We start from the raw sequence: 25,515 nt of genomic DNA on the forward strand, positions 1-25,515 counted from the left end.
ACAAAAAAGGCGGGATTAGCCCGCCTTAGCGCGATGAATAACATTATTCAGCGTCAGGGAACTCACGCATAAAGGATTCTGCTTTTTCAACCATAGAAGCTGTACCAACAAAGAAAGGAACGCGTTGGTGAAGTTCAGTTGGGTTGATATCTAAAATACGGTCACGTCCGTTACTTGCTTTACCGCCTGCTTGTTCTGCAAGGAACGCAATTGGGTTGCATTCGTACAGTAAGCGGAGCTTACCATTTGGATGGCTTGCCGTGCTTGGGTAGATATAGATGCCGCCTTTAAGCAAGTTACGGTGGAAATCCGCAACCAGCGAGCCAATGTAGCGAGTCGTATAAGGGCGACCTGTCGCTTCATCTTGTTCTTGGCAGTATTTAATGTATTTTTTCACGCCCATAGGGAACTTGATGTAGTTACCTTCGTTGATTGAATACATTTTTCCTTCTGTTGGGAACATCACTTTTTCGTGAGAGAGGCAGAAGACACCAAGTGATGGATCATAGGTAAAGGCATGTACGCCACATCCTGTGGTATACACCAACATGGTGGATGAACCGTAAACGACGTAACCTGCCGCGACTTGACGATGACCCGGTTGCAAGAAGTCAGCTTCAGTCACCGGTTGGCCAATTGGGGTAATACGATGGTAGATAGAGAAGATTGTTCCGACGGAAACGTTTACATCGATATTCGAAGAACCATCCAGTGGATCCATTAATACGACATATTTCGCGTTTTCTGCACGATCGCCTTCGAAAATGACGATTTCATCTTCTTCTTCGGAGGCAATACCAGCTACTTCCCCGCGAGCTTTCAAAGCGGCTTTTAATTTTTCGTTTGCATACAGGTCAAGCTTCATCTGGACTTCACCTTGGACATTCGACACACCGCTTGTGCCAAGAATGTCTACAAGTCCAGCTTTGTTAATATCACGATGGATAATTTTAGCGCCCAGTTTGATTGCTGACAGTAATGCGGTCAGTTCTCCTGTTGCATGAGGAAAATCTTGTTGCTTATCGACGATGAATTCGCCTAATGTTTTCATGACGAAGGTCCTGAATATAATTGACAGAGGTTTGCAGGGGGGAATTGTACCCTTGCGCGTGGAGTTAATCTATACCCTTGATACGTTGTACCGCCGCGATGTGGGCCGTATTTTGTTACCTAAGTCACATACTTGAGCATGTACTCTTGGGATAACAGTAACTGGCTCTTGTTGCCGCGTTTGGATCATTTTGGGAATACTCTGCCTATTTTTCCCTGTATTTAATTCGAATTTTTTGTCTATATAAACCTAACGTTGATGGGTAGAATAGTGACAAACCTCATGCTATTGGATGGAAAATAATGCACATACATATTTTGGGTATCTGCGGTACGTTTATGGGGAGCTTGGCAATACTGGCTCGCTCCCTCGGGCATAAAGTAACAGGCTCCGATGCAAACGTGTACCCTCCGATGAGTACCTTACTAGAAAAGCAAGGTATTGAACTCATTCAGGGCTATGACCCTAGTCAGCTAGAACCAGCACCTGATATGGTCGTTATTGGTAATGCGATGACGCGTGGTAACCCTTGTGTTGAAGCGGTATTGGAAAAAGGCCTCACTTATACATCTGGTCCACAATGGCTACATGATCATGTACTTCCTGAACGCTGGGTACTCGCTGTCGCGGGCACCCATGGTAAAACAACCACGGCGGGGATGCTTGCTTGGATCTTAGAAGATTGCGGTTATAAACCAGGGTTTTTAATTGGAGGCGTGCCAGGGAACTTTGAAGTATCAGCCCAATTAGGGGAAAGTCCCTTTTTTGTGATTGAAGCTGATGAGTATGATTGCGCGTTTTTCGATAAGCGTTCGAAATTTGTACACTACAGTCCAAGAACGCTGGTGCTCAATAACCTTGAGTTCGACCATGCCGATATTTTTGAAAATTTAGAAGCCATCCAAAAACAGTTCCACCATCTTGTTCGTATTGTGCCTGCTAGCGGTAAAATTTTCATGCCAGATAGCGATAATAACCTTAAACAGGTTATGACGATGGGCTGCTGGAGTGAGCAAGAGTTCGTCGGTGAACATGGTGAATGGCAAGCGAAAAAGCTGAACCACGATGGCAGCCAGTTCGAAGTCTATTATCAACAACAACGTGTGGGTGAAGTGAATTGGTCACAAGTGGGTAATCACAATATCCAAAATGCGTTGATGGCAATTGCCGCAGCACATCACGTAGGCGTGCCCGCCAAAGAAGCGTGCTTTGCTTTAGGTAAATTTATTAATGCTCGTCGCCGCCTTGAATTACGGGGGGTTGAGTATGGTGTCAGTGTTTATGATGATTTTGCTCATCATCCAACGGCGATCCTCGCAACACTGGAAGCGCTGCGCAGTAAAGTTGGGGGTACTTCCCGCATACTGGCGGTATTAGAGCCACGCTCTAATACTATGAAGTTAGGGGTTAATAAAAGTGATATTGCTCCGGCGTTAGGTCGTGCTGATGAAGTTTTCTTATTCCAGCCAAGCAATATTCCGTGGATGGTCACTGAAATTGCGGAAAAATGTGTTCAACCTGCCCGTTGGAGTGGTGATATTGATGCGTTGGCACAAATGGTCATTGAAACCGCTCAGCCTGGCGATCATATTCTTGTTATGAGTAATGGGGGTTTTGGTGATATCCACGGTAAGTTACTCGCCGGCTTAAAAAATAAAGCAGAGGCAGAGTTAGACGACTAAATATAATGGCTGACGCAAAATGCCACTTCCCTTAACAGGACAGTGGCATTTTTTGTTTTTGGATAGTAGAAAACGTCTCGTATGTTATACGACTAAACCCAGTGAATGATATTGGTGAAATGCATTGGGTTAGCGCTGTAAAATCGCGCTCTTGGCGAGGTGTGCCGAGGCTAAATGTTAACTCGCCTCAATAAATTGGCGACTATAACAATAACTATACTGTAGCTCTTGTTTTAGGCTGCCCATGTAGCAATCTAAAGAATCTGTGCAGAGATGGAAAAGACAACCAACAGCGATAGCCTTTAATTTCCACGATGGCATCAAAAAGAGGATACAATAAGCGATTGCCGCCCAGAGAGTATGTAATGGGTGAAAACCAATGCCACAGCGATTAGGATCAAAAATTGGATCCGCAAGAAGATGGTCTAAATCAATCGCCATCGTGGCTATCATAAGCAGTGACGCTAATTTCCAATTTTTGCGCCAAAATAGATAACCGAAGAGAATGGGAACTAAAAAGTGAAATCCATAGTGCACAACGTTTCTGAATATCTCAAATATCACTTTGATAGCCCATCGTTTTTATATTCAATCGCGCACGAATGCGCGAATGGAATAGAAATTAAAAAATAAAAATGGATTTAAAGCTCTTGATCAAAGAGTGAAAGGATCGCTTCGTAAAGCTCTTTAGTTGTAAAATTATTCGCTGGTGTAGAGAAAATGGTATCATCCCCTGCGATACTGCCTAAGATCCCTTCCGCTTTCCCTAAAGAATCTAGCAAGCGTGCAATCAATTGTGCGGCGCCGGGGCTTGTTCTGATCACCACAACAGAATGGTTGTAATCGATATCCAGTACTAGGTTTTTTAATGGGCTAGTCGCCGTGGGAACGCCAGGCTCTGTGGGTAAGCAGTAGACCATTTCCATTTTTGCGTTGCGAGTGCGCACAGCACCGAACTTAGTCAGCATTCTGGAAATTTTTGATTGGTTGATATTTTCAAAGCCTTGCTCTTGCAGTGCGATAACAATTTCAGCCTGAGAGCTAAATTTTTCTTCTTTAAGCAGCGCTTTGAACGCTTTAACCAAGTCTTCTTGTTTAGACGGTGTACGCATAATTAACCCATCCTATGACAATAAATTGGTCTGTATTATCTGTAAATGTGAATTTTTATGCAACAAAATTGCGTTATGATGGTTTTGTATACGATGAAAAATGAAGGTTATTGTCTTTTTTATGCATAAAAAGAGAACATTGATGAAAGTTTAGTTTAGCAAAAGTTGATAAATAAAAATAATCAATAATCTTAATGGTTTATGCCTATATAAGAAGAAAATAGACCCAGTAGCATAGAGAGGTAATGCAATTTGTTGCCAAAAGGTGTAAATTTTTTGTTAATCACTTTGTGAATAACGGGATTATCAGCAGTAAAAACAATTTATTATGCAAAAATCAATAGTGATAAAAACTATTTGTTAAAAAAGTGCCCCTTATCTCATTAACAGATAAGGATTTTGTTTAGAATAGATGAAATCAGTGCGTAAGCCTATACACATTAATATGCTTCAACATCTGTTAATGAATTGTTTTTTATCAGTAATGTGTTTACTACATAACAAGATGAATCAATATACTTTTTTAAGTACAAATAAAGGAGTTTCAGAATGAAAGTTGCAGTCCTAGGCGCAGCAGGTGGTATTGGTCAGGCTCTGGCCCTTCTTCTTAAAAACCAGCTTCCAGCAGGTTCAGAACTCTCACTATATGACATCGCACCAGTAACTCCGGGTGTTGCTGCGGACCTTAGCCATATCCCAACTGACGTTAAAGTAGTTGGTTTCTCAGGTGAAGATGCGACTCCTGCACTGAAAGGCGCTGATGTTGTCCTGATCTCAGCAGGTGTTGCTCGTAAACCAGGTATGGATCGTTCAGACCTATTTAATGTTAACGCGGGTATTATTCGCAATTTGACTCAACAAATCGCTGATACTTGTCCAAAAGCATTAATCGGTATCATTACTAACCCAGTTAACACAACAGTGGCTATTGCGGCTGAAGTGCTGAAAAAAGCAGGCGTTTACGACAAAAACCGTCTATTCGGTGTAACGACTCTGGATATCATCCGTTCTAATACTTTCGTTGCTGAACTGAAAGGTAAGAAACCACACGAAATCGAAGTGCCTGTCATCGGTGGCCACTCAGGTGTTACTATCCTGCCTCTATTGTCTCAGATCCCAGGTGTTAGCTTCACCGATGAAGAAGTTGTTGCTCTGACTAAACGTATCCAAAACGCAGGTACTGAAGTTGTTGAAGCAAAAGCAGGTGGCGGATCTGCAACACTGTCAATGGGTCAAGCAGCAGCACGTCTAGGCCTGTCTCTGATCCGTGGCCTACAAGGTGAGCCAAATGTTATCGAATGTGTTTACACCGAAGGTGAAGGTGAACACGCTCGCTTCTTTGCTCAGCCAGTCCGTTTAGGTAAAAATGGTATCGAAGAGCATATCTCTTACGGCAAACTGAGTGAGTTTGAACAAAAAGCACTGAAAGACATGCTTGATGTACTGAGAAAAGATATCGAACTAGGTGAAAAATTCATTAATGGCTAATTGCTATTAATTTTCACTTATTTCTTAAGAAAACCGCTGTCCTGATATTGTTGGGGCAGCGGTTTTTTTTATATTCTTTCAGCTTGAGGTTGGGCTTTTTTCTCTTACTTTTCTTTCTAATAATTCACCTGTAATTAGATTGAAATAGCGGCTTGGCCATATCTCTGAAGGATGAATTCCGAGATAATTCGCAATAATCCATTCACCTTTAGGCCAAGGACGAGATAAGGCATTCGCCAGTGTGGAGGAGCTTAAACCTGCTTGTCGAGATATTGCTGCTAAAGTCGTTCCGCGTTTACGTAAAGCGGCAATTATATCTGCTGGATGCCAATCCGATTTCCGTAAGATCATTTTTTAGTCCTTTTTTTACTCAGAATCATGTAGAGTTAGTAGTACATCTAACAGGAGATTGTGATACATTCACTGCAATAGCCCTGTTATTGGAAATAAAATAACAGAAATTTTCCAAAATTATTTCTAATTTTTTCTAAAAATTCAGTTTTATGAAAGGAGTTTTATTTTTATGAAATATAAGAAAGATTTGGCATATATATTTGTGATTTTATCTAACATATTGAAAGTAAAAACTAACTAGTTTGGGTTATCTGTAAAAATCACATATTAATGATAGATGTTATAAGTACAGCTAATATATAAAGACGATCTCATGAAAAAAGATAACTGTGACCTCGTGTATATCCAATCTATTGTTATTAAAAGAAATTAAAATATACTTTACATGTATAACTCATAAATTAATTAATAATAAATATTAATAAAACAAAAAAGAAAAAGGTTATTGAGAAAATAAACACGTTTTTCAGCAATTATTATTAAATTGTAAATCGTGACTAGGAGGGTCAGGCATGCAAAAAGAATGGTTAACGGCGAAAGAGTTAGTTGGCTTAAAAGGACTCCCAATGACTACTCAAGGTATCAATGCGATGGCTCGTCGTGAAAACTGGTTATGCCGCAAGCGGCGGGGGATTCAAGGAAAGGCGTTGGAATATCATATTAATAGTTTGCCTGAAGGTTTATTTGAGCCCCTTTCTGTTTATGAAGCCCCTGCATTATATCAAGCAAAACATCATGATAATGCATTTATTTGGCAGGAAGTTTATCACCAGCTTTCCCCGGAAGAGCGTAACCTTATATTGGCATTTATTATGCGTGAAGGTGTAATAGCATTGGTAGATTTAATAAATAAAAAATAATTTACCTAAAAAATCGGTTTGGGTAATTCAATAATGAAGAATAGGCATATTGGTACTCAACATATTCTTTAGTAACAATATTTAGATAGAGCCTCAACGGCAGATTTCATAATATAAGTTCGAAAGAGATAATATGAAAAAAATGTGGTTCACTGCGAAAGAATTAGCAGGTTTAGAAGGCTTACCAACTTCTCCTCAAGGTATTAATTTGATGGCTAGAAGAGAAGGATGGAAAAATCGTCGTAAGCGTGGCGTTCAAGGTAAAGCCGTCGAGTATCATCTAGAGAGCTTACCTGGAGAAATACAGAGTCAATTGAGTCTTTCTGAGCCTTCAGTGGGCTATCAAAGCCAAAGAATGGATGCTTCACAAATTTGGATGGAAGCCTATTACCAACTCACTGAAGCGGAGCGTGATAAAGTGGTGAAATATATTTTGCGTTATGGCCTTTCATCATTGCTCGCTAGGATCGAAAAAGAAGAAAAAGGGGAAGAGTAGTCTCTTTCCCCCTCATCGCATTCAAAACGATACGTTTAACGCTATGAGTGACGTGAAATAGCCACCTCTGCGAGGCTGATTAACGCGTCTTTATAAACTGAATCATCAAGAGTACTCAAAGCATCAATGGCTTTTTGCGATTCCTCTTTTGCGCGAGCGTAGGTGTACTCCAGTGAGCCGCAACGTTTCATAGTTGCCAGCACAGTGTCCAGTAGGTGACGGCCATTGCCCTGCTCGATCGCTTGGCGGATCAAGGCGGCTTCTTCCTCGGTTCCATGGTTCATTGCATGAAGTAGGGGCAGCGTAGGCTTCCCTTCATCAAGGTCATCCCCGGTATTTTTGCCTAATTGCTTATTATCTGCGTCATAATCCAACAAATCATCAATCAATTGAAAGGCAGTGCCGAGATAGCGACCGTAATCTTGCAAGGCTTTCTCTTGCTCGGGGGTTGCTGATGCTAAAATTGCCGATGCATGCGCGGCAGCTTCAAACAAACGAGCGGTTTTACTGTAGATCACTTGCATGTAGTTTTCTTCAGTAATGTTAGGATCGTTACAGTTCATCAACTGTAAGACTTCACCTTCAGCGATAACGTTCGTCGCTTCCGACATGAGTTTAAGGACACGCATCGAGTCAAGATCCGTCATCATTTGGAAGGATCGTGTATAAATAAAGTCCCCAACGAGGACACTCGCAGCATTACCAAATACGGCGTTCGCTGTTTGTTTACCGCGGCGCATGTCGGATTCGTCGACAACATCATCATGCAATAAAGTTGCAGTATGGATAAACTCGATTAGCGCAGCAACTTGAATATGTTTTTGCCCTGAATAACCAAGGGATCGTCCTGCCAATACCGCGATCATTGGACGGATCCTTTTCCCACCACCGCTAACAATGTAATAACCAAGTTGGTTAATTAGCGCAACGTCTGAATTCAATTGACTGAGGATTGCTTCGTTTACTGCTGACATATCCTCGCTAGTCAGTTCAACAATAGATTCTAAATTCATCGTAATTTATTCATATTATAGGATTTTAGCCGCCACCCTTTAGTCAAAAAGGTGTCGCCAATAGAACAGTTATAGCCTAAGCATAACATTAATATTTCTAAGATAATTAGTTGTAATGCAAAAAATGTTTAAATAAGTAACAATTCGAGTTATTCATCATAAATCAAAGGCTGACCGGAGTATGGAATAAAAAAGTCGGTTTTTTTGTGATCTAAATGCATTATTGGCTTGTGTTCTGACGCTTTTTTGCGTAGAATTCGCGCCCTATTGTGAATATTTTATAGCGTGCTCAGGAATTAAATTTTTTAGCGGGTACGCGGAAAGCGGAGTTAATATGTACGCGGTTTTCCAAAGTGGTGGTAAACAACACCGAGTTAGCGAAGGTCAAACTGTCCGCCTAGAAAAGCTGGACATCGCAACAGGTGAAACTGTTGAATTTGATCACGTTCTGATGGTTGCTAATGGCGACGATATCAAAATTGGCGCTCCTGTCGTTGAAGGCGTTAAAGTGAAAGCGGAAGTGGTTGCACACGGTCGTGGCGATAAAGTTAAGATTGTCAAATTCCGTCGTCGTAAACACAGCCGTAAACAACAGGGTCACCGTCAGTGGTTCACTGATGTTAAGATCACTGGCATCGCTTAAGATTTAGGAGAGCAGATTAATGGCACACAAAAAGGCTGGCGGCTCGACTCGTAACGGTCGCGATTCAGAAGCAAAACGTCTGGGTGTAAAACGTTTCGGTGGCGAAGCTGTATTAGCAGGTAGCATCATCGTTCGTCAACGTGGTACTAAGTTCCACGCAGGTAACAACGTAGGTTGTGGCCGTGACCACACTCTGTACGCTTTAGCGGACGGAAAAGTTAAATTTGAAGTTAAAGGTCCACAAAACCGTAAATTTATCAGCATCGAAGCTGAATAAGTTTTCTGACTTTTAATTCGAATTAAAGCCCTGCAAAAACTTTTTGCGGGGCTTTTTATATTTAGAATACGCCATCTCTGGGTAACACGGCCATCCAGCACTATAATGGCTATCATACGGAGAAAGAATTATGAAATTTGTAGATGAAGCCAAAATATTGGTTGTGGCGGGGGATGGTGGCAATGGTTGTGTCAGCTTCCGCCGCGAAAAATACATTCCAAAAGGCGGTCCTGACGGTGGTGACGGCGGCGATGGTGGTGATGTCTATCTGCAAGCCGACGAAAACCTGAATACACTCATCGACTACCGTTTTGAAAAATCTTTCCGCGCAGAGCGTGGGCAAAATGGTCAAAGTCGTGACTGTACAGGGAAACGTGGTCAAGATATCACGATCAAGGTGCCTGTCGGAACGCGTATACGCGATCTCGGTACTGGAGAAATACTGGGTGATATGACTCGCCATGAGCAGCGCCAAATGGTCGCGAAGGGCGGTTTCCACGGTTTAGGTAATACACGCTTTAAATCTTCAGTTAACCGCGCTCCACGTCAACGTACGATGGGGACGCCTGGTGAAACTCGTGAGCTGATGTTAGAGCTGATGCTGCTCGCTGATGTGGGTATGCTAGGGATGCCGAATGCGGGTAAATCGACCTTTATTCGTTCGGTATCGGCAGCGAAACCAAAAGTCGCTGATTATCCATTTACTACGCTAGTACCGAGCTTAGGTGTCGTGCGTATGGATAACGAAAAAAGCTTTGTGGTTGCGGATATTCCAGGGTTAATCGAAGGTGCTGCGGAAGGCGCAGGTTTAGGGATCCGTTTCCTTAAACACTTAGAACGCTGTCGCGTGCTATTGCATCTGATCGACATCTGCCCGATCGATGAATCGGATCCTGTGGAAAATGCCAAGATCATTATTAGCGAACTCGAAAAATACAGCGAAAAACTGGCAGAAAAACCACGTTGGTTAGTGTTTAACAAAGTGGATATTTTAGGCCCTGAAGAGTCCGCAAAACGTGCTGCTGAAATCGCTAAAGCGATGGGCTGGGAAGATAAATACTATATGATCTCCGCGGTGAATCACGAAGGTGTGAAGGCACTGTGCTGGGATATTATGGAGTTTATGGAAACTCAGCCGCGTGATATGGCAGCATCGGAAGATGAAAAACAGCCTGAAAAAGTTGAATTTATGTGGGATGACTACCATAAAGAGCAACTCGAAGGTGCTGAAGATCTGGATGACTGGGATGATGATTGGGACGAAGATGACGACGAAGGTGTCGAAATCATCTATCAGAAATAATCAATCTCAGAAAAACCCCCAATGATTGGGGGTTTTTTCAAATATAAAGATTGTTTTATTTACGGGGAATTGATCGAAGGATCAATTTTTCTGGTAAAGATCTTTATACAACCGACTCTCAAAACGCACGAGAGGAACGCGTCGGCTCCGTTGTTGGTTTTGTGGTACCGCATAGGCAGAGATAAACTGTACGAAAGCAACGCGTTGCCCACTAGCCGTCGTGATAAAGCCTGCTAAGTTATAGACGCCTTGTAAAGCCCCTGTTTTAGCTGAAACTTTGCCATTCACACCGGCTTCATCTAAGCCGCCACGGTAACGTAATGTACCGTCATGTCCTGCAAGAGGCAGCATAGAGATAAAATCAAGTTGCTGATCGTTTTTAGCGATAAATTGTAGAATTTCCATCATTGTCGTCGGCGTGATCAGGTTATGGCGGGATAAACCAGAGCCATCGACCATAACGGTATTACCTAAATCGATGCCCGCTTTTTGCTTTAAAACCTGCCTAACAGCATCCGACCCCGAGCGCCACGTACCGGGAACACCGTAATAGTCTCGACCAATAGTACGAAAGACAGTATCAGCAATCATATTGTCTGATTTTTTCAACATCACCTTCAATAGGTCATGCAGCGGCTGAGATTCGGTTTTGACGAGGACCTGCGATTGTGCCGTTGGTTGGGTACGCTTTTTGACATGCCCTGTTAGCGCTATGCCCGCATTTTGCAGTTCATTTTTAACAATAGCGCCGGAATAGCTTGCGCCATTTTGTACCGCAAAGGCAAGGGGGAGAGGTTCACTACGTTGTGATAGACAGCCTGTTAACGTGTAGCGATTTAGCTCGCCAGGAACCACATCCAGTTCACAATAACGCCCTTCAGGGTCTCCCTTGGCTAATGTTTTAACCTCACTGAACATATTGACGGGGTAGAAACTGGCTGCCTTGATATAAGCCATATCCCCTATTTTTTGAGCGGGATAGAGTGAAACAGAAAAACAGTTTCTATCGATAATGGCTGCGGCAGGCGGCGCACTAAAGCATTGCGTCATATCGTTCCATACCCAGCCCGGCGCTTTATCATGGCTAGTAAATGCCGAAATATCGACAATTAAATCACCTTCAACTTTGTGGATACCAATCTGTTTCAGCGCATTGACCATATTGCGGATTTGCTGGCGTGTGAGTGTTGGGTCGCCACTAAAGCGGATAACGAGGTCGCCCGTTAGCGTATTGTTGTTTAATTTTGCATTGGTTTCGAAATTCGTCACAAAACGGTAATCAGGACCAAGCTGTAGCAAAGCCGCGAGGGCAGTGACGACTTTTTGGGTACTTGCAGGCAGTGCCATTTGCTGCGCATTGTAATCAATAATGGGGGTGTCACTACCGACTTTTTGCGCAACCAGAGCGAGGTTAGTACCATCGGGTAAATATTGCTTATAATCATCAATTGGAATGGCAAATGCTTGTCCTGTGGTGAAGACAAGTCCTAAAGTGATGATCCATTTTCTGGTAAGTGTTAATAACGGCATAAATTTCACGCATTAGGGTAGACATACTGTACATACTAAAGTGTAATGCCTGAAAAAGTAAACGATGACCCGCTATTAACTCTACGTTAGAATGGTTAGCATTGTGATAAGATAAGTGTGTGAATGGGTTTTAAAGACACATTCACAGCCTGTGTATTGTTTGAGCCTCCCCATTAACCATGGGGCGGTTCAGTGTACTGTTGTTACAAAAATCAGGAAGATACTTATTTTTAGATAGGATTGAAACAGAGGTATTTATCAATGAAACAGATTCCAATGACGGTATTGGGTGCAGATAAGTTACGAGAAGAGCTCGATTATCTTAAATCTGTCCGCCGCCCGGAAATTATTGCAGCGATTGCGGAAGCCCGCGAACACGGTGACTTGAAAGAGAACGCAGAATATCATGCCGCTCGCGAACAACAGGGCTTTTGTGAAGGCCGAATTCAAGAAATTGAATCCAAGCTTTCCCATGCTCAGGTTATTGACGTCACGAAAATGACAAACAATGGTCGTGTGATTTTTGGTGCGACAGTTACTGTGTTGAATGTTGATACGGATGAAGAGCTGACTTATCGCATTGTGGGTGATGATGAAGCAGATATTAAAATCAATCTGATTTCCGTTAACTCACCGATTGCACGCGGCTTGATCGGTAAAGAACAGGATGATGTTGTCACTATCAAAACGCCCGGTGGCGACGTTGAGTTCGAAATTCTTAAAGTTGAGTATATCTGATTCCTATTTGCCTGAATTGGTTATATTATTTTACTGTATTAGCGAAAAAGGCCGCTGGCGGCCTTTTTCTTCATATAAAAGCTGCCTTCAATGGCATTTTTATATAAATTAAGGGTGATTATTTAGGTAAAATAATTTTGCGCTCATCCGATGGACGGTAGAGAACAAGTATCTTGCCTATAATTTGTACATTAACAGCACCTGTTTCGCGAACGATCGCTGCGGCGATCAAATTTTTAGTTTCGCGATCTTCGCCTGCGATTTTGACTTTGATAAGCTCATGATGTGCTAATGAAAGTTCAATCTCAGCTAAAACACCCTCAGTTAACCCATTGTTACCAATCATAACAACTGGGTTGAGGTGATGAGCGAGGCTTTTCAGGTGTTGGATTTGTTTTTTATTAAGATTCATCGATTTTTTGCTTCGTTAGTATTGAAAATGGCTTATTCTACCGCCATCTGATATCTATCACCATCAATTATATTTATCGGATGGTAAAGAAGTAACAATGAACACCCAAAATAATTCGAATTACATGCAGTGGTATCATCAACGTTCATGTAGGCCGAAAAATGATGGGGATAGATGTGCTCTATTTAGTATAGTTGGAAAATGCAATGGCCAATAAAAAACGTTCGGCAAGCTCTAGTCGCTGGTTGCAAGAACATTTTAGTGATAAATATGTTCAACAAGCACAAAAAAAAGGGCTTCGCTCACGTGCATGGTTTAAACTGGATGAAATCCAGCAAAGTGATAAAATTTTTAAACCAGGTATGACCGTTGTTGATTTGGGGGCAGCACCCGGAGGCTGGTCACAGTATGTGGTTAGTCAAATAGGCCATAATGGCCGGGTGATTGCTTGTGATATTTTACCGATGGACCCGATTGTTGGCGTTGATTTCCTTCAAGGAGATTTTCGTGAAGAAGCAGTGCTAGCTGCACTGTTAGAGCGGGTTGGAGATAAAAAAGTCCAGGTAGTCATGTCTGACATGGCTCCCAATATGAGTGGGACTCCCGCGGTCGATATACCTCGGTCGATGTATTTGGTTGAGTTAGCATTGGATATGTGCCGTGCTGTGCTGGCTCCTGGGGGCAGTTTTATTGTTAAAGTGTTTCAGGGGGAAGGCTTTGACGAGTACCTCAGGGATATCCGTTCCCTATTTACGAAAGTAAAAGTTCGTAAACCCGAATCTTCGCGGGCACGATCGCGTGAAGTATACATTGTAGCGACAGGGCTAAAACTGTAGTACCCTGAACGTTATTTGTTAACACAGTTGTAATATGAGGTTAATCCCTTGAGTGACATGGCGAAAAACCTGATTCTCTGGTTAGTCATCGCAGTTGTTCTGATGTCCTTGTTCCAGAGTTTTGGCCCAAGCGATTCGAATAATCGCAGAGTTGATTATTCTACGTTTATCAATGAGTTAGCCCAGGATCAGGTACGTGAAGTTCGTATCACAGGTCGTGAATTAAACGTCAGAAAGGCTGATAATAGCCGTTATACAACTTATCTTCCTATGCAGGATGAGAAGCTGTTAGACACGTTGCTAAATAAGCACGTAACTGTCGTTGGTGAGCCACCAGAAGAACCTAGCTTTCTGCAAACTATCTTTATTTCCTGGTTCCCAATGCTTCTGCTGATCGGTGTCTGGATCTTCTTTATGCGCCAAATGCAAGGCGGTGGCGGTAAAGGAGCAATGTCATTCGGCAAAAGCAAAGCTCGAATGCTAACGGAAGATCAAATCAAAACGACTTTTGCCGATGTTGCTGGCTGTGATGAAGCAAAAGAAGAAGTTGGTGAAATTGTTGATTTTCTACGTGAACCAGCTCGTTTCCAGAAGTTGGGAGGTAAAATACCAAAAGGCGTCCTGATGGTAGGTCCTCCAGGTACAGGTAAAACTTTGCTTGCTAAAGCAATTGCCGGTGAAGCCAAAGTACCATTTTTTACGATTTCAGGTTCTGACTTTGTTGAAATGTTTGTCGGTGTTGGTGCATCGCGTGTTCGTGATATGTTCGAACAAGCGAAAAAAGCAGCACCTTGTATTATCTTTATCGATGAAATCGATGCGGTTGGTCGTCAACGTGGCGCTGGTTTAGGTGGTGGTCACGATGAGCGTGAACAGACTCTGAACCAAATGCTGGTTGAGATGGACGGTTTTGAAGGCAATGAGGGTATTATTGTTATTGCGGCAACAAACCGTGCTGATGTTTTGGACCCTGCATTATTACGTCCAGGCCGTTTTGACCGTCAGGTTATGGTAGGCTTACCAGATGTACGCGGTCGTGAACAAATATTAAAAGTTCACATGCGTCGTGTTCCTATTGATCCTGCTGTTGATACAGCCATCCTTGCTAGAGCAACGCCTGGGTTCTCCGGTGCTGAATTGGCAAACCTAGTGAATGAGGCAGCCCTGTTTGCGGCTCGTGCCAACAAACGCGTTGTTTCAATGGTTGAGTTTGAAAAAGCTAGGGATAAAGTATGGCTGGGGGCTGAACATCGTTCTTTGATGATGACAGAAGAACAAAAAGAAGCTACCGCGTATCACGAAGCAGGCCATGCAATTGTTGGTTATCTGATGCCTGAGCATGACCCTGTGCATAAAGTGACGATTATCCCTCGTGGGGGTGCATTGGGCGTTACTTTCTATCTACCTGAAGGCGACCAAGTCAGTGCAAGCCGTCAGAAATTAGAAGGGAATATCGCTAGCACATACGGTGGTCGTATTGCAGAAGAGTTAATTTATGGTCATGACAAAGTCTCTACAGGGGCGTCAGGCGATATTCAGCAAGCAACCAACACCGCTAGAAAAATGGTGACTCAGTGGGGCTTCTCTGAGAAGTTAGGGCCAGTACTGTATGCTGACGAGGAAGGGCCTGCATTTTTAGGTCGCTCGGGGCACAGCTCGACTTATTCGGATGAAACTGCTCGCATTATTGATGAAGAGATTAAAGCAATTATTGAGCGCGCTTACCAAGTCGCCTATAAAACGCTGACAGACAATATGGATATTCTGCATGCTATGAAAGATGCATTATTGAAATATGAAACCATTGATATGCCAATGATTGATGATTTGATGAATCGTCGTCCTGTACGCGAACCGGCGGGCTGGGATGAAGACAAAAAAGTCAACAATGTAACGGGTTCTTTTGGTGCTGCGGTTAATACATCAAAACCTGAAACAACGACTGAAAAACCTCAATCTGAAGAGCCAAAAAACAGTAATGATGAATCTCATTCATCAGACAATACAAACGATAACAAACCACAATAAGCTATCGTTAAGTGATATGGAAAAACCCCAGTTCTCTGGGGTTTTTACGTTAAGGTGAAATAACGATGAAAATTAGAGCAAGGGCTTGTGAACTCGATCTATCCACACCAAAAGTGATGGGGATTTTGAATGTTACTCCTGATTCATTTTCAGATGGTGGCACTCATAATCGTTATCATGACGCATTGGAACATGCCGTTAAGATGGTGAATGAAGGGGCATCGATTATTGATATTGGCGGTGAATCGACGCGTCCGGGAGCGGCAGAGGTTTCTGTCAATGAAGAACTCGATAGAGTTATTCCAATTGTGGAAGCCATTGCACAGCGTTTTGATGTGTGGATTTCTGTTGATACTTCAAAAGCGGAAGTGATGTCAGAAGCCGCAAAAGCAGGTATGCACTTAATCAATGATATTCGCTCATTACATGAGCCAGGAGCCATTGAAGTTGCGGCACAAAGTGGCTTACCCGTTTGTATTATGCATATGCAAGGTCAGCCAAGAACCATGCAAGATGCGCCTAATTATGAAAATGTTGTAGCAGATATTAAAGCTTATTTTGATGCTGAAATTGCGCGTTGTGTCGCGGCAGGTATCGATAAACAGCAGATAATACTCGATCCCGGTTTTGGTTTTGGTAAAAACCTGTCACATAATTATCAACTGTTGGCAAATTTGGATCAGTTTCATGATTTCGGACTACCGCTATTGGCAGGAATGTCTCGTAAATCTATGATTGGAAACTTATTGAATGTTCCACCACAAGAAAGGCTTGTGGGAAGTATTGCTTGCGCAACTATCGCAGCGATGCAAGGCGCACAGATTATTCGTGTACATGATGTCAAAGAGACCGTACAAGCAATGCAGATCGTTCAGATGACTCTGTCAGAAAAGGAAAAGTTAGCGTATGAGTAACCGTAAATATTTTGGTACTGATGGTATTCGTGGCAAAGTGGGTGACAGCCCAATCACGCCTGATTTCGTATTAAAATTAGGCTGGGCAGCAGGGAAAGTTCTTGCTCGCCATGGCTCACGAAAAATTATTATTGGTAAAGATACGCGTATCTCCGGTTATATGTTGGAGTCATCTTTAGAAGCGGGTCTAGCGGCTGCGGGTTTATCTGCGTCATTTACTGGCCCAATGCCAACACCTGCCGTAGCTTATCTGACACGTACTTTCCGCGCTGAGGCGGGGATTGTAATTTCTGCGTCTCATAACCCTTATGATGATAATGGGATTAAATTCTTCTCGATTGATGGGACTAAATTGCCTGATGAAGTCGAAGAAGCGATAGAAGCGGAGATGGAAAAACCAATCACATGTGTTGAATCCGCAGAGCTAGGTCGCGCAAACCGTATTGTTGATGCTGCGGGTCGTTATATTGAATTTTGTAAGGGCACTTTCCCTAGTGAACAAAGCCTCTCTAGCCTAAAAGTCGTTATCGACTGTGCTAATGGCGCAACTTACCATATTGCACCGAATGTATTTCGTGAGTTAGGGGCTGAAGTCATCGCGATTGGCTGTGAACCTAATGGGATCAACATTAATGAGAAGTGTGGCGCTACGGATGTTCGCATGCTACAAGAGCGTGTGCTTGCAGAAAAAGCGGATGTGGGGCTAGCCTTTGATGGTGATGGTGACCGTTTGATTATGGTTGACCATGAAGGTAATAAAGTCGATGGTGACCAAATTCTCTATATCATTGCGCGTGAAGCATTACGTCAAGGCCAATTAAAAGGTGGTGTTATCGGCACGCTGATGAGCAATATGGGGTTAGAAATCGCTCTGAAACAACTTGGCATTCCTTTTGAGCGCGCAAAAGTGGGTGACCGCTATGTACTTGAGAAGCTCCAAGAAAAAGGTTGGAGAATGGGGGCTGAAAACTCAGGTCATATTATCTTATTAGATAAAACGACGACGGGTGACGGTATTGTGGCTGGTCTGCAAGTACTCAGTGCGATGGTTCGTAACCAAATGAGTTTGCATGACTTATGCAGTGGCATGAAACTGTTACCGCAAGTATTGGTTAACGTACGCTTTTCTGGCTCACATGACCCATTACAAAGTGAAGCTGTATTGGCCGCGAGTGAGCAAGTCGAGAAAGAGTTGGCAGGCAAAGGTCGTGTTCTGCTGAGAAAATCAGGTACAGAACCTTTGATTCGAGTCATGGTCGAAGGTGAAAATGAAGCTGACGTTTTGGCGATGGCTAACCGCATTGCTGATGCAGTAAAAGCGGCAGGTTAATCATTTTAACGATAGGATCGTTTAAAAATAAGGCACTAACTGAGAGCCTGACAAAATTGCCCATCCCGAGTTCATTTGCTGTTTTTTTCCGCAAATGAACTCAGGAAATGAAATTTGGCTTGCTTGTCGGCTCAGCTTTGGTTAGTATTCGCACCTGCTTAATCCCGTAAAGGTCATACTTAAGCGGCAAATAAGCGGGTGTGCAGTATTATAGGTCATAGTGGTTACACTATGTTCCGCAAACTGAATAGGTAACTCAAATGTACATAGCTCTTTTAATTGTTTTCTTGTTGGTAGCTATCGGCCTGATTGGTCTGATCATGTTACAACAAGGTAAAGGTGCTGACATGGGTGCGTCATTCGGTGCGGGTGCCTCTGCAACACTGTTTGGTTCATCGGGTTCTGGTAACTTCATGACTCGTATGACTGGAATCTTGGCTGCTGTATTTTTCATTATCAGTTTGATCCTTGGCAATATGACTGCCAATAAATATGGAACTGGTAGCAAATGGGAAAATATTAGTGAACCGGCAAAAGTCGAGCAACCAACAGACGTTCCGGCAGCACCAGCAACACCAACGAGCGATATCCCTCGTTAAGTGTTAAAGATTCCGGATGAAGGCATTTAAGCCATCATCAATAAAGTAAAAAAGAATTTGGGGTTATTGTTAAGTTATTCATCAATAACCTCGCCTCAGTGCCGAGGTGGTGAAATTGGTATACACGCTACCTTGAGGTGGTAGTGCCTACAAAACGGGCGTACGGGTTCAAGTCCCGTCCTCGGCACCATTATTTAAGATAACTTGTGCTCTACAGGTTATTTGTGTAGAATATGTCACGTTTTCGAACGCGGGATGGAGCAGCTTGGTAGCTCGTCGGGCTCATAACCCGAAGGTCGTCGGTTCAAATCCGGCTCCCGCAACCAATTCTTAGTCAGCATATCTTATCAGATGTATTTATCGGAAATTCTCATCGATTTATCACGGTTTTAAAGATATACTAAGAACATGGTGAACCCGTTGGCACTACAGGGTCCAGTTTCATAAAGCCCCGAAATTTCGGGGTTTTTTGTTATTTGACAATCGAATTAACTGGGCTTTTATAGCCCTTTTTTTATGTCTGGGGGTGGGCTTGTCCACATTAGAACAAAAATTGACAGAGATGATTTCAGCACCGGTGGAAGCACTTGGCTTTGAATTTGTAGGCTTAGAGTTTGTCCGTGCTCGTACATCGACATTGCGTGTTTTCATTGATAGTGAAGAAGGCATCACTGTTGATGATTGTGCTGATGTCAGCCATCAGGTGAGTGCAGTATTGGATGTCGAAGATCCAATCTCTGTGGTCTATAACCTAGAAATATCGTCACCAGGGCTAGAACGCCCACTGTTCACTGTCGCACATTATGAGCGTTTTGTCGGTGAAGAGGTGGCACTGACTTTACGCATTGCGATGCAGAACCGCCGTAGATGGCAAGGCATTATAAAAGCTGTCGAAGGTGAAATGATAACGGTTACTGTGGATGGTAAGGATGAAGTGTTCGCCCTTGGCAACATCCAGAAAGCTAACTTGGTACCCCACTTTTAATTAAGTTCAATGAGGCAACTAGGATGAACAAAGAAATTCTGGCTGTTGTAGAAGCGGTTTCTAACGAAAAATCCCTCCCTCGTGAAAAAATCTTCGAGGCACTGGAAACGGCACTAGCGACAGCAACCAAAAAGAAATATGAGCAAGAAATTGACGTTCGTGTCGAAATCGATCGCAAATCCGGTGATTTTGATACCTTCCGTCGTTGGCTGATCGTTGAAGATGTAACGATGCCAACACGTGAAATTACGTTAGAAGCAGCACAATTTGAAAACCCAGAGCTAAAACTGGGCGAATACGTTGAAGACCAAATCGAGTCCGTTGCTTTCGACCGTATTACAACCCAAACTGCAAAACAAGTGATCGTACAGAAAGTACGTGAAGCGGAACGTGCGATGGTGGTTGATCAATTCCGTGAGCAACAAGGTGAGATCATCACCGCTCAAGTTAAGAAAGTAAACCGTGAAAATATCACGTTAGATCTTGGTAACAATGCTGAAGCGGTGATCTTACGAGAAGATATGTTACCGCGTGAAAACTTCCGTCCAGGTGACCGCATCCGTGGAGTCCTGTATGATGTTCGTCCGGAAGCACGTGGCGCACAACTTTTTGTTACCCGTTCTCGCCCAGAAATGTTGGTTGAATTATTCCGCATTGAAGTGCCAGAAATTGGTGAAGAAATTATTGAAATCAAAGCCGCTGCTCGTGATCCGGGTTCTCGCGCTAAGATCGCAGTAAAAACTAACGATAAGCGTATTGACCCGGTCGGTGCGTGCGTTGGTATGCGTGGCGCGCGAGTTCAAGCTGTTTCTAGTGAGCTAGGCGGCGAGCGAATTGATATTGTGTTATGGGATGATAACCCAGCTCAATTCGTGATTAATGCAATGGCTCCGGCTGATGTGGCATCTATTGTGGTTGATGAAGACAAATGTACAATGGATGTTGCCGTAGAAAGCAGTAACTTAGCTCAGGCGATTGGTCGTAACGGCCAAAATGTGCGCTTAGCAGCACAGTTACTGAAAAAACACCGTGGTGATGACAAATGGGAATTGAATGTCATGACTGCAGAAGAGCTGAATGCAAAACATCAGGCAGAAGCGCATGCTTCTATTGACACATTCACTAAGCATCTTGACATTGATGAAGAGTTCGCCACTGCACTTGTTGAAGAAGGCTTCTCGACGTTAGAAGAACTGGCCTACGTGCCTATCAAAGAGCTTCTGGAAATTGACGGTTTAGATGAAGAAACTGTTGAAGTTCTACGTGAAAGAGCGAAAGCGGCCCTCACTACGATTGAATTGGCTCAAAAAGAGAGTCTAGGTGATAACCAGCCGGCAGAAGATTTATTGAATCTGGATGGTATGGATAATACTCTGGCCTATAATTTGGCTATTCGCGGTATCTGTACACTGGAAGATCTTGCTGAGCAGGGCATCGACGACCTGATTGATATCGAGGGTCTGGATGATGAGAAGGCAGGTGCACTCATCATGGCCGCACGTAATATTTGCTGGTTCGGTAACGATGCGTAAACACTGTAGCAGGAAGGAACGGCATGACAGAAACTGTAAAATCATTGGCAGCAGAAATTCAAACCACAGTTGAACGCCTGGTACAGCAATTTGCTGAAGCAGGGATCAAAAAAGGTGAGAATGACTCTGTTAGTCAGGCAGAAAAAGAAACATTGCTGGGGCACTTGAATCGTGAGCAAGGCGGTTCAGCGAGCCAGCCAAGTAAGTTAACATTGCAACGTAAAACGCGTAGTACGTTGAGTGTTCCAGTCACCGGTGGTAAGAGCAAATCGGTAAATGTAGAAGTCCGCAAAAAACGCACTTATGTGAACCGCGACGCTGAGCAAGCGCAAGCGGAAGAGCAGGCGAAGCGTGAAGCGGAAGAGCAAGCACGGCGCGAAGCTGAAGAACTGGCTAAACGTGAAGCAGAAGCAAAACGTATCGCAGAAGAAAATGCGAAGCGTGAAGCGGAAGCAAAGCGTGCAGCCGAAGAGAAAGCAAAACGTGAAGCAGCTGAGAAAGCTACGCGCGAAGTAGCGGAAAGAGAAAAAGTGAAATCAAGCGAAAATCATCAAAAAGCTGGCAAAGCCGGTGAGACCAACTCTGAAAAACAGCGCCGTGAAGCTGAAGCAGCAGCTCTGAAGCGTAAAGTTGAAGAAGAAACTCAACGTAAAGTTGAAGCAGAAGCGAGACGTGTCGCAGAAGAGGCTCGCAAAATGGCAGAAGAAAACAACGAAAAATGGAACAATGATTCCAGAATCGACGACGATAGTGACTATCACACGACGACTTCTCGCCATGCTCGTGCAGCGGAAGATGAAAGCGACGAAAAAGAAGAAGGTCGTCGTTCTCGTAACCGTAGTGCGAAAGCGCCTCGCCAAAAGAAAGGCAATAAGCTTTCTGAAAAAGCCGATCGTGAAGAAGAACGCGCTGCTGGCCGCTCTAATCGCGTCAAAGGTAAACAACGTAAAGGTAGTTCACTGCAACAAAGCTTTAACAAGCCTGCGGCAGCAGTAAACCGTGACGTGGTTATCGGTGAAACGATCACTGTTGGTGAACTCGCTAACAAAATGGCGGTGAAAGGTTCACAAGTGATTAAAACAATGATGAAGATGGGCGCGATGGCGACTATCAACCAAGTCATTGACCAAGAAACTGCGCAGCTTGTTGCAGAAGAGATGGGTCACAAAGTTATCCTTCGTCGCGAAAATGAGCTAGAAGAAGCGGTAATGAATGACCGTGATACGGGTTCAGCAGTTGAAGAGCCACGTGCACCGGTTGTTACCATCATGGGTCACGTTGACCATGGTAAAACATCACTGCTTGACTATATTCGTTCAACGAAAGTCGCTTCAGGCGAAGCAGGTGGTATCACTCAGCACATCGGTGCTTACCATGTGAAAACTGATAAAGGGATGATCACCTTCTTAGATACTCCGGGTCACGCCGCGTTTACGTCAATGCGTGCTCGTGGTGCTCAGGCGACGGATATCGTTGTTCTGGTTGTTGCAGCAGACGATGGTGTGATGCCACAAACTATCGAAGCCATCCAACACGCAAAAGCGGCGGGTGTGCCTATCGTTGTTGCTGTGAACAAAATTGATAAACCAGAAGCGGATCCAGATCGTGTAAGAAATGAGCTGTCACAATACGGTGTTATTTCTGAAGATTGGGGTGGTGATACTCAGTTTATTAGCGTATCGGCGAAAAAAGGTACCGGTATCGATGAGCTGCTTGATGCTATCTTGCTACAAGCAGAAGTCCTCGAGCTGAAAGCAGTTTACGCAGGTATGGCAAGCGGTGTTGTTGTTGAATCTTACCTTGATAAAGGTCGTGGTCCAGTTGCAACGATTCTTGTTCAAGAAGGTACGCTCAACAAAGGCGATATTGTTCTTTGTGGTTTTGAATACGGCCGTATTCGTGCAATGCGTAACGAACTCGGTAAAGAAGTTCAATCTGCTGGCCCATCAATGCCTGTTGAGATTTTAGGTCTATCCAATGTTCCATCCGCAGGTGATGAAGCAACCGTTGTTCGTGACGAGAAAAAAGCACGTGAAGTTGCATTGTATCGCCAAGGTAAATTCCGCGATGTGAAATTGGCTCGCCAACAGAAATCTAAACTGGAAAACATGTTTGCTAACATGGAAGAAGGTAAAGTTTCTGAACTGAACATTGTTCTAAAAACCGACGTTCAAGGTACTTGTGAAGCGATTACTGACTCACTGTTAAAACTATCGACTGATGAAGTTAAAATCAAAATCATCGGTTCTGGTGTGGGTGGTATTACCGAAACTGACGCAACTCTGGCTGCGGCATCGAATGCGATCATTCTTGGCTTTAACGTTCGTGCTGACGCATCTGCTCGCCGCGTTATTGAGAGTGAAAGTGTTGACTTACGTTACTACTCCGTCATCTATAGCTTGATTGATGAAATCAAACAAGCGATGAGCGGTATGTTAGCACCTGAATACAAACAGCAAATCATGGGTCTTGCAGAAGTCCGTGACGTCTTTAAATCACCGAAGTTTGGTGCTATCGCTGGTTGTATGGTGACAGAAGGTACTATCAAGCGTAATAACCCAATCCGTGTTCTGCGTGATAACGTGGTTATTTACGAAGGTGAGCTGGAGTCACTACGTCGCTTTAAAGATGACGTCAACGAAGTCCGTAATGGTATGGAGTGTGGTATCGGTGTTAAGAACTACAACGATGTCCGTGTTGGCGATATGATTGAAGTCTTTGAAGTGATTGAAGTTAAACGTTCGATTGACGGTTAATTTCTTTTATACCCGCGAAGGGAGCATATCGCTTATCGCGGGTATCCATAGCTTTGTATTTATTGGGGGGCAATAGCCCCCCAAAATGTCAGGAGATATAACGATGGCAAGAGAATTTAGTCGTTCTCAGCGCGTAGCCCAAGAAATGCAAAAAGAAATTGCGATTATCTTGCAGCGTGAAGTTAAAGATCCCCGCATTGGCATGGCAACTGTTTCAGGTGTCGAGCTATCAAGAGACTTGGCTTATGGTAAAGTTTTCGTGACTTTCCTTAATATTTCTCATGAAGAACATGAGTCTCAAATGGTTCAAGATGGCATTAAAGCGCTCAATGAAGCTTCTGGCTTTATTCGTTCTTTGCTAGGAAAAGCGATGCGTTTACGCGTTATTCCAGAGTTAACGTTCTCTTACGATAGCTCATTGGTTGACGGTATGCGTATGTCTAACTTAGTTTCCAATGTTATTCGTAATGATGAAATGCGTCGTGCGAACGCGGATGATAAAGAGGAAAAATAATGGGGCGTCGTCGTAGCGGCCGTGACATACATGGCGTTTTGCTGCTGGATAAACCCACTGATATTTCTTCAAACGATGCGCTGCAAAAAGTGCGGCGCTTCTTCAATGCAAATAAAGCGGGTCACACGGGAGCGTTAGATCCACTTGCAACAGGGATGCTCCCTGTTTGTCTCGGTGAAGCAACCAAGTTTTCTCAATTTTTACTCGACTCAGACAAGCGTTATCGTGTGATTGCCCGTCTAGGACAACGTACTGACACTTCGGATTCCCATGGTCAAATCATCAGTGAGCGTAACGTTGAGTTTACACAAGCTCAGCTTGATGGGGCATTAGCGCATTTTCGTGGTGATACATTGCAAGTGCCATCAATGTATTCGGCACTAAAACATCAAGGGAAACCTTTGTATGAGTATGCGCGTAAAGGGATCACCGTTGAGCGGGAAGCACGGCCTATCACAGTGTATGAGTTACAGTTTATTCGTTTAGAAAATAATGAACTGGAACTGGAAATTCACTGCTCTAAAGGTACTTATATTCGTACCATTATTGACGATTTAGGTGAGATGTTAGGTTGTGGTGCACATGTCATTTACCTACGACGCTTGCAGGTAGCAAACTACCCTTATGCGCGGATGGTGACATTAGAGCAGCTCGCCGCATTAAGAGCGCAAGTTGATGAAGGCAATGGCACTTTTGAATCGCTGCTCGACCCTTTATTGTTGCCGATGGATACTGCGGTGGTGCATTTTCCTGCCGTTAATTTGACAGAAGAAACGGCGGCATACTTTAAGCAGGGCCAGCCTGTTAGGGCGAATATTGGTCAATTAGCGGAAGGCACCATGGTTCGCGTGACTTGTGGTACTGCTGAACGTTTTATTGGCATTGCGTTGATCAGTGAAGATATGCGGGTTGCTCCTCGGCGTTTAGTTGTTGAAAATGAATAATCCGCATGGCGGCACTTATTGCTTTGCGACTATAAGCAGCGTAGAATAGCGGCGCTTAATCTGTGAGATGCTAAATTAGAGATTGGCTCTCATTACATACATTTATACATTTGGAGTT

Annotated in this window: 25 protein-coding genes and 2 tRNA genes; 20 read left to right on the forward strand and 7 right to left on the reverse strand. The window is 43.6% G+C overall.

The annotated features are described in order from the left end of the window. Positions 1-43: 43 nt before the first annotated feature. Positions 44-1,051, reverse strand: coding sequence for a class 1 fructose-bisphosphatase (gene fbp / locus M1E93_RS15875; RefSeq protein WP_004915725.1), 1,008 nt, complete (start codon positions 1,049-1,051; stop codon positions 44-46). A gap of 302 nt (positions 1,052-1,353) precedes the next feature. Here fbp and mpl point away from each other — a divergent pair, with 302 nt between their 5' ends. Beyond that, complete coding sequence (gene mpl / locus M1E93_RS15880; protein ID WP_104873170.1) at positions 1,354-2,733, forward strand: UDP-N-acetylmuramate:L-alanyl-gamma-D-glutamyl-meso-diaminopimelate ligase; 1,380 nt, start codon at positions 1,354-1,356, stop codon at positions 2,731-2,733. 177 nt (positions 2,734-2,910) lie between these two features. Here mpl and M1E93_RS15885 read toward each other — a convergent pair whose 3' ends face one another. Beyond that, on the reverse strand, positions 2,911-3,297 hold the full coding sequence (locus M1E93_RS15885) for a DUF6122 family protein (RefSeq protein ID WP_004915730.1): 387 nt from the start codon (positions 3,295-3,297) through the stop codon (positions 2,911-2,913). A gap of 77 nt (positions 3,298-3,374) precedes the next feature. Next, complete coding sequence (gene argR / locus M1E93_RS15890) at positions 3,375-3,845, reverse strand: transcriptional regulator ArgR (RefSeq protein WP_004915733.1); 471 nt, start codon at positions 3,843-3,845, stop codon at positions 3,375-3,377. A 549-nt stretch (positions 3,846-4,394) separates the two neighbouring features. On the opposite strand from argR, the gene mdh reads away from it, so the two are divergent. Beyond that, positions 4,395-5,333 (forward strand): malate dehydrogenase, encoded by a 939-nt coding sequence (gene mdh / locus M1E93_RS15895; RefSeq protein ID WP_004915736.1) that lies wholly within the window; start codon positions 4,395-4,397, stop codon positions 5,331-5,333. 78 nt (positions 5,334-5,411) lie between these two features. Here mdh and M1E93_RS15900 read toward each other — a convergent pair whose 3' ends face one another. Next, a complete protein-coding gene (locus M1E93_RS15900) occupies positions 5,412-5,684 on the reverse strand; it encodes a helix-turn-helix domain-containing protein (RefSeq protein WP_426207015.1) in 273 nt (90 codons plus the stop codon). 515 nt (positions 5,685-6,199) lie between these two features. Between M1E93_RS15900 and M1E93_RS15905 the strand changes: the two genes are divergently transcribed. Beyond that, positions 6,200-6,547: a DNA-binding protein gene (locus tag M1E93_RS15905; RefSeq protein ID WP_004915743.1), complete on the forward strand. Its 348-nt coding sequence runs from the start codon at positions 6,200-6,202 to the stop codon at positions 6,545-6,547. A gap of 133 nt (positions 6,548-6,680) precedes the next feature. After that, the gene (locus tag M1E93_RS15910) at positions 6,681-7,043 is read left to right on the forward strand and encodes a DNA-binding protein (protein WP_004915746.1); all 363 of its coding nucleotides are present in this window, start codon (positions 6,681-6,683) and stop codon (positions 7,041-7,043) included. 41 nt (positions 7,044-7,084) lie between these two features. Here the strand turns inward: M1E93_RS15910 and ispB are convergent, their stop codons facing one another. Then, a complete protein-coding gene (gene ispB / locus M1E93_RS15915) occupies positions 7,085-8,056 on the reverse strand; it encodes an octaprenyl diphosphate synthase (protein WP_004915749.1) in 972 nt (323 codons plus the stop codon). Positions 8,057-8,390: 334 nt separating this feature from the next. Between ispB and rplU the strand changes: the two genes are divergently transcribed. The 3 genes from rplU (at position 8,391) to cgtA (ending at position 10,279) form a co-directional block, all read left to right on the forward strand. Next, positions 8,391-8,699 (forward strand): 50S ribosomal protein L21, encoded by a 309-nt coding sequence (gene rplU / locus M1E93_RS15920; protein ID WP_004915752.1) that lies wholly within the window; start codon positions 8,391-8,393, stop codon positions 8,697-8,699. Positions 8,700-8,718: 19 nt separating this feature from the next. Then, on the forward strand, positions 8,719-8,976 hold the full coding sequence (rpmA, locus tag M1E93_RS15925) for a 50S ribosomal protein L27 (protein ID WP_004915755.1): 258 nt from the start codon (positions 8,719-8,721) through the stop codon (positions 8,974-8,976). A gap of 130 nt (positions 8,977-9,106) precedes the next feature. Further along, on the forward strand, positions 9,107-10,279 hold the full coding sequence (cgtA, locus tag M1E93_RS15930) for an Obg family GTPase CgtA (RefSeq protein WP_004915758.1): 1,173 nt from the start codon (positions 9,107-9,109) through the stop codon (positions 10,277-10,279). 81 nt (positions 10,280-10,360) lie between these two features. Here cgtA and dacB read toward each other — a convergent pair whose 3' ends face one another. After that, the gene (dacB, locus tag M1E93_RS15935) at positions 10,361-11,809 is read right to left on the reverse strand and encodes a serine-type D-Ala-D-Ala carboxypeptidase (protein WP_004915760.1); all 1,449 of its coding nucleotides are present in this window, start codon (positions 11,807-11,809) and stop codon (positions 10,361-10,363) included. A gap of 261 nt (positions 11,810-12,070) precedes the next feature. On the opposite strand from dacB, the gene greA reads away from it, so the two are divergent. Further along, complete coding sequence (gene greA, locus M1E93_RS15940; protein WP_004915763.1) at positions 12,071-12,547, forward strand: transcription elongation factor GreA; 477 nt, start codon at positions 12,071-12,073, stop codon at positions 12,545-12,547. Positions 12,548-12,665: 118 nt separating this feature from the next. Here greA and yhbY read toward each other — a convergent pair whose 3' ends face one another. Continuing rightward, on the reverse strand, positions 12,666-12,959 hold the full coding sequence (gene yhbY, locus M1E93_RS15945; protein ID WP_014657324.1) for a ribosome assembly RNA-binding protein YhbY: 294 nt from the start codon (positions 12,957-12,959) through the stop codon (positions 12,666-12,668). A gap of 206 nt (positions 12,960-13,165) precedes the next feature. On the opposite strand from yhbY, the gene rlmE reads away from it, so the two are divergent. From rlmE to truB, 12 genes are all read left to right on the forward strand, one after another. Continuing rightward, a complete protein-coding gene (gene rlmE, locus M1E93_RS15950; protein WP_004915770.1) occupies positions 13,166-13,795 on the forward strand; it encodes a 23S rRNA (uridine(2552)-2'-O)-methyltransferase RlmE in 630 nt (209 codons plus the stop codon). Between the two features lie 48 nt (positions 13,796-13,843). Beyond that, positions 13,844-15,823: an ATP-dependent zinc metalloprotease FtsH gene (gene ftsH, locus M1E93_RS15955; protein ID WP_127891335.1), complete on the forward strand. Its 1,980-nt coding sequence runs from the start codon at positions 13,844-13,846 to the stop codon at positions 15,821-15,823. 65 nt (positions 15,824-15,888) lie between these two features. Next, positions 15,889-16,737, forward strand: coding sequence for a dihydropteroate synthase (folP, locus tag M1E93_RS15960; RefSeq protein ID WP_104873173.1), 849 nt, complete (start codon positions 15,889-15,891; stop codon positions 16,735-16,737). Next, a complete protein-coding gene (gene glmM, locus M1E93_RS15965) occupies positions 16,730-18,067 on the forward strand; it encodes a phosphoglucosamine mutase (protein WP_004915791.1) in 1,338 nt (445 codons plus the stop codon). The genes folP and glmM overlap by 8 nt, the downstream gene beginning before the upstream one ends. A 260-nt stretch (positions 18,068-18,327) precedes the next feature. Continuing rightward, positions 18,328-18,666: a preprotein translocase subunit SecG gene (secG, locus tag M1E93_RS15970; RefSeq protein WP_004915793.1), complete on the forward strand. Its 339-nt coding sequence runs from the start codon at positions 18,328-18,330 to the stop codon at positions 18,664-18,666. Between the two features lie 100 nt (positions 18,667-18,766). Further along, a tRNA-Leu gene (locus tag M1E93_RS15975) sits at positions 18,767-18,856 on the forward strand. 59 nt (positions 18,857-18,915) lie between these two features. Continuing rightward, positions 18,916-18,992: transfer RNA gene (locus M1E93_RS15980), tRNA-Met, on the forward strand. Between the two features lie 206 nt (positions 18,993-19,198). After that, positions 19,199-19,651, forward strand: a complete 453-nt coding sequence (rimP, locus tag M1E93_RS15985; protein WP_014657325.1) for a ribosome maturation factor RimP — start codon at positions 19,199-19,201, stop codon at positions 19,649-19,651. Positions 19,652-19,674: 23 nt separating this feature from the next. Continuing rightward, positions 19,675-21,183, forward strand: coding sequence for a transcription termination factor NusA (gene nusA / locus M1E93_RS15990; RefSeq protein ID WP_426207016.1), 1,509 nt, complete (start codon positions 19,675-19,677; stop codon positions 21,181-21,183). Positions 21,184-21,206: 23 nt separating this feature from the next. Further along, entirely contained in the window at positions 21,207-23,939 is a 2,733-nt protein-coding gene (infB, locus tag M1E93_RS15995; RefSeq protein WP_004915802.1) for a translation initiation factor IF-2, read from the forward strand. Positions 23,940-24,042: 103 nt separating this feature from the next. Then, complete coding sequence (rbfA, locus tag M1E93_RS16000) at positions 24,043-24,453, forward strand: 30S ribosome-binding factor RbfA (RefSeq protein ID WP_014657326.1); 411 nt, start codon at positions 24,043-24,045, stop codon at positions 24,451-24,453. After that, a complete protein-coding gene (gene truB / locus M1E93_RS16005) occupies positions 24,453-25,397 on the forward strand; it encodes a tRNA pseudouridine(55) synthase TruB (RefSeq protein WP_104873174.1) in 945 nt (314 codons plus the stop codon). The genes rbfA and truB overlap by 1 nt, the downstream gene beginning before the upstream one ends. Positions 25,398-25,515 lie beyond the last annotated feature (118 nt).

The sequence above is a fragment of the Providencia sp. PROV272 genome (assembly GCF_049901975.1).
Taxonomy (GTDB): domain Bacteria; phylum Pseudomonadota; class Gammaproteobacteria; order Enterobacterales; family Enterobacteriaceae; genus Providencia; species Providencia stuartii.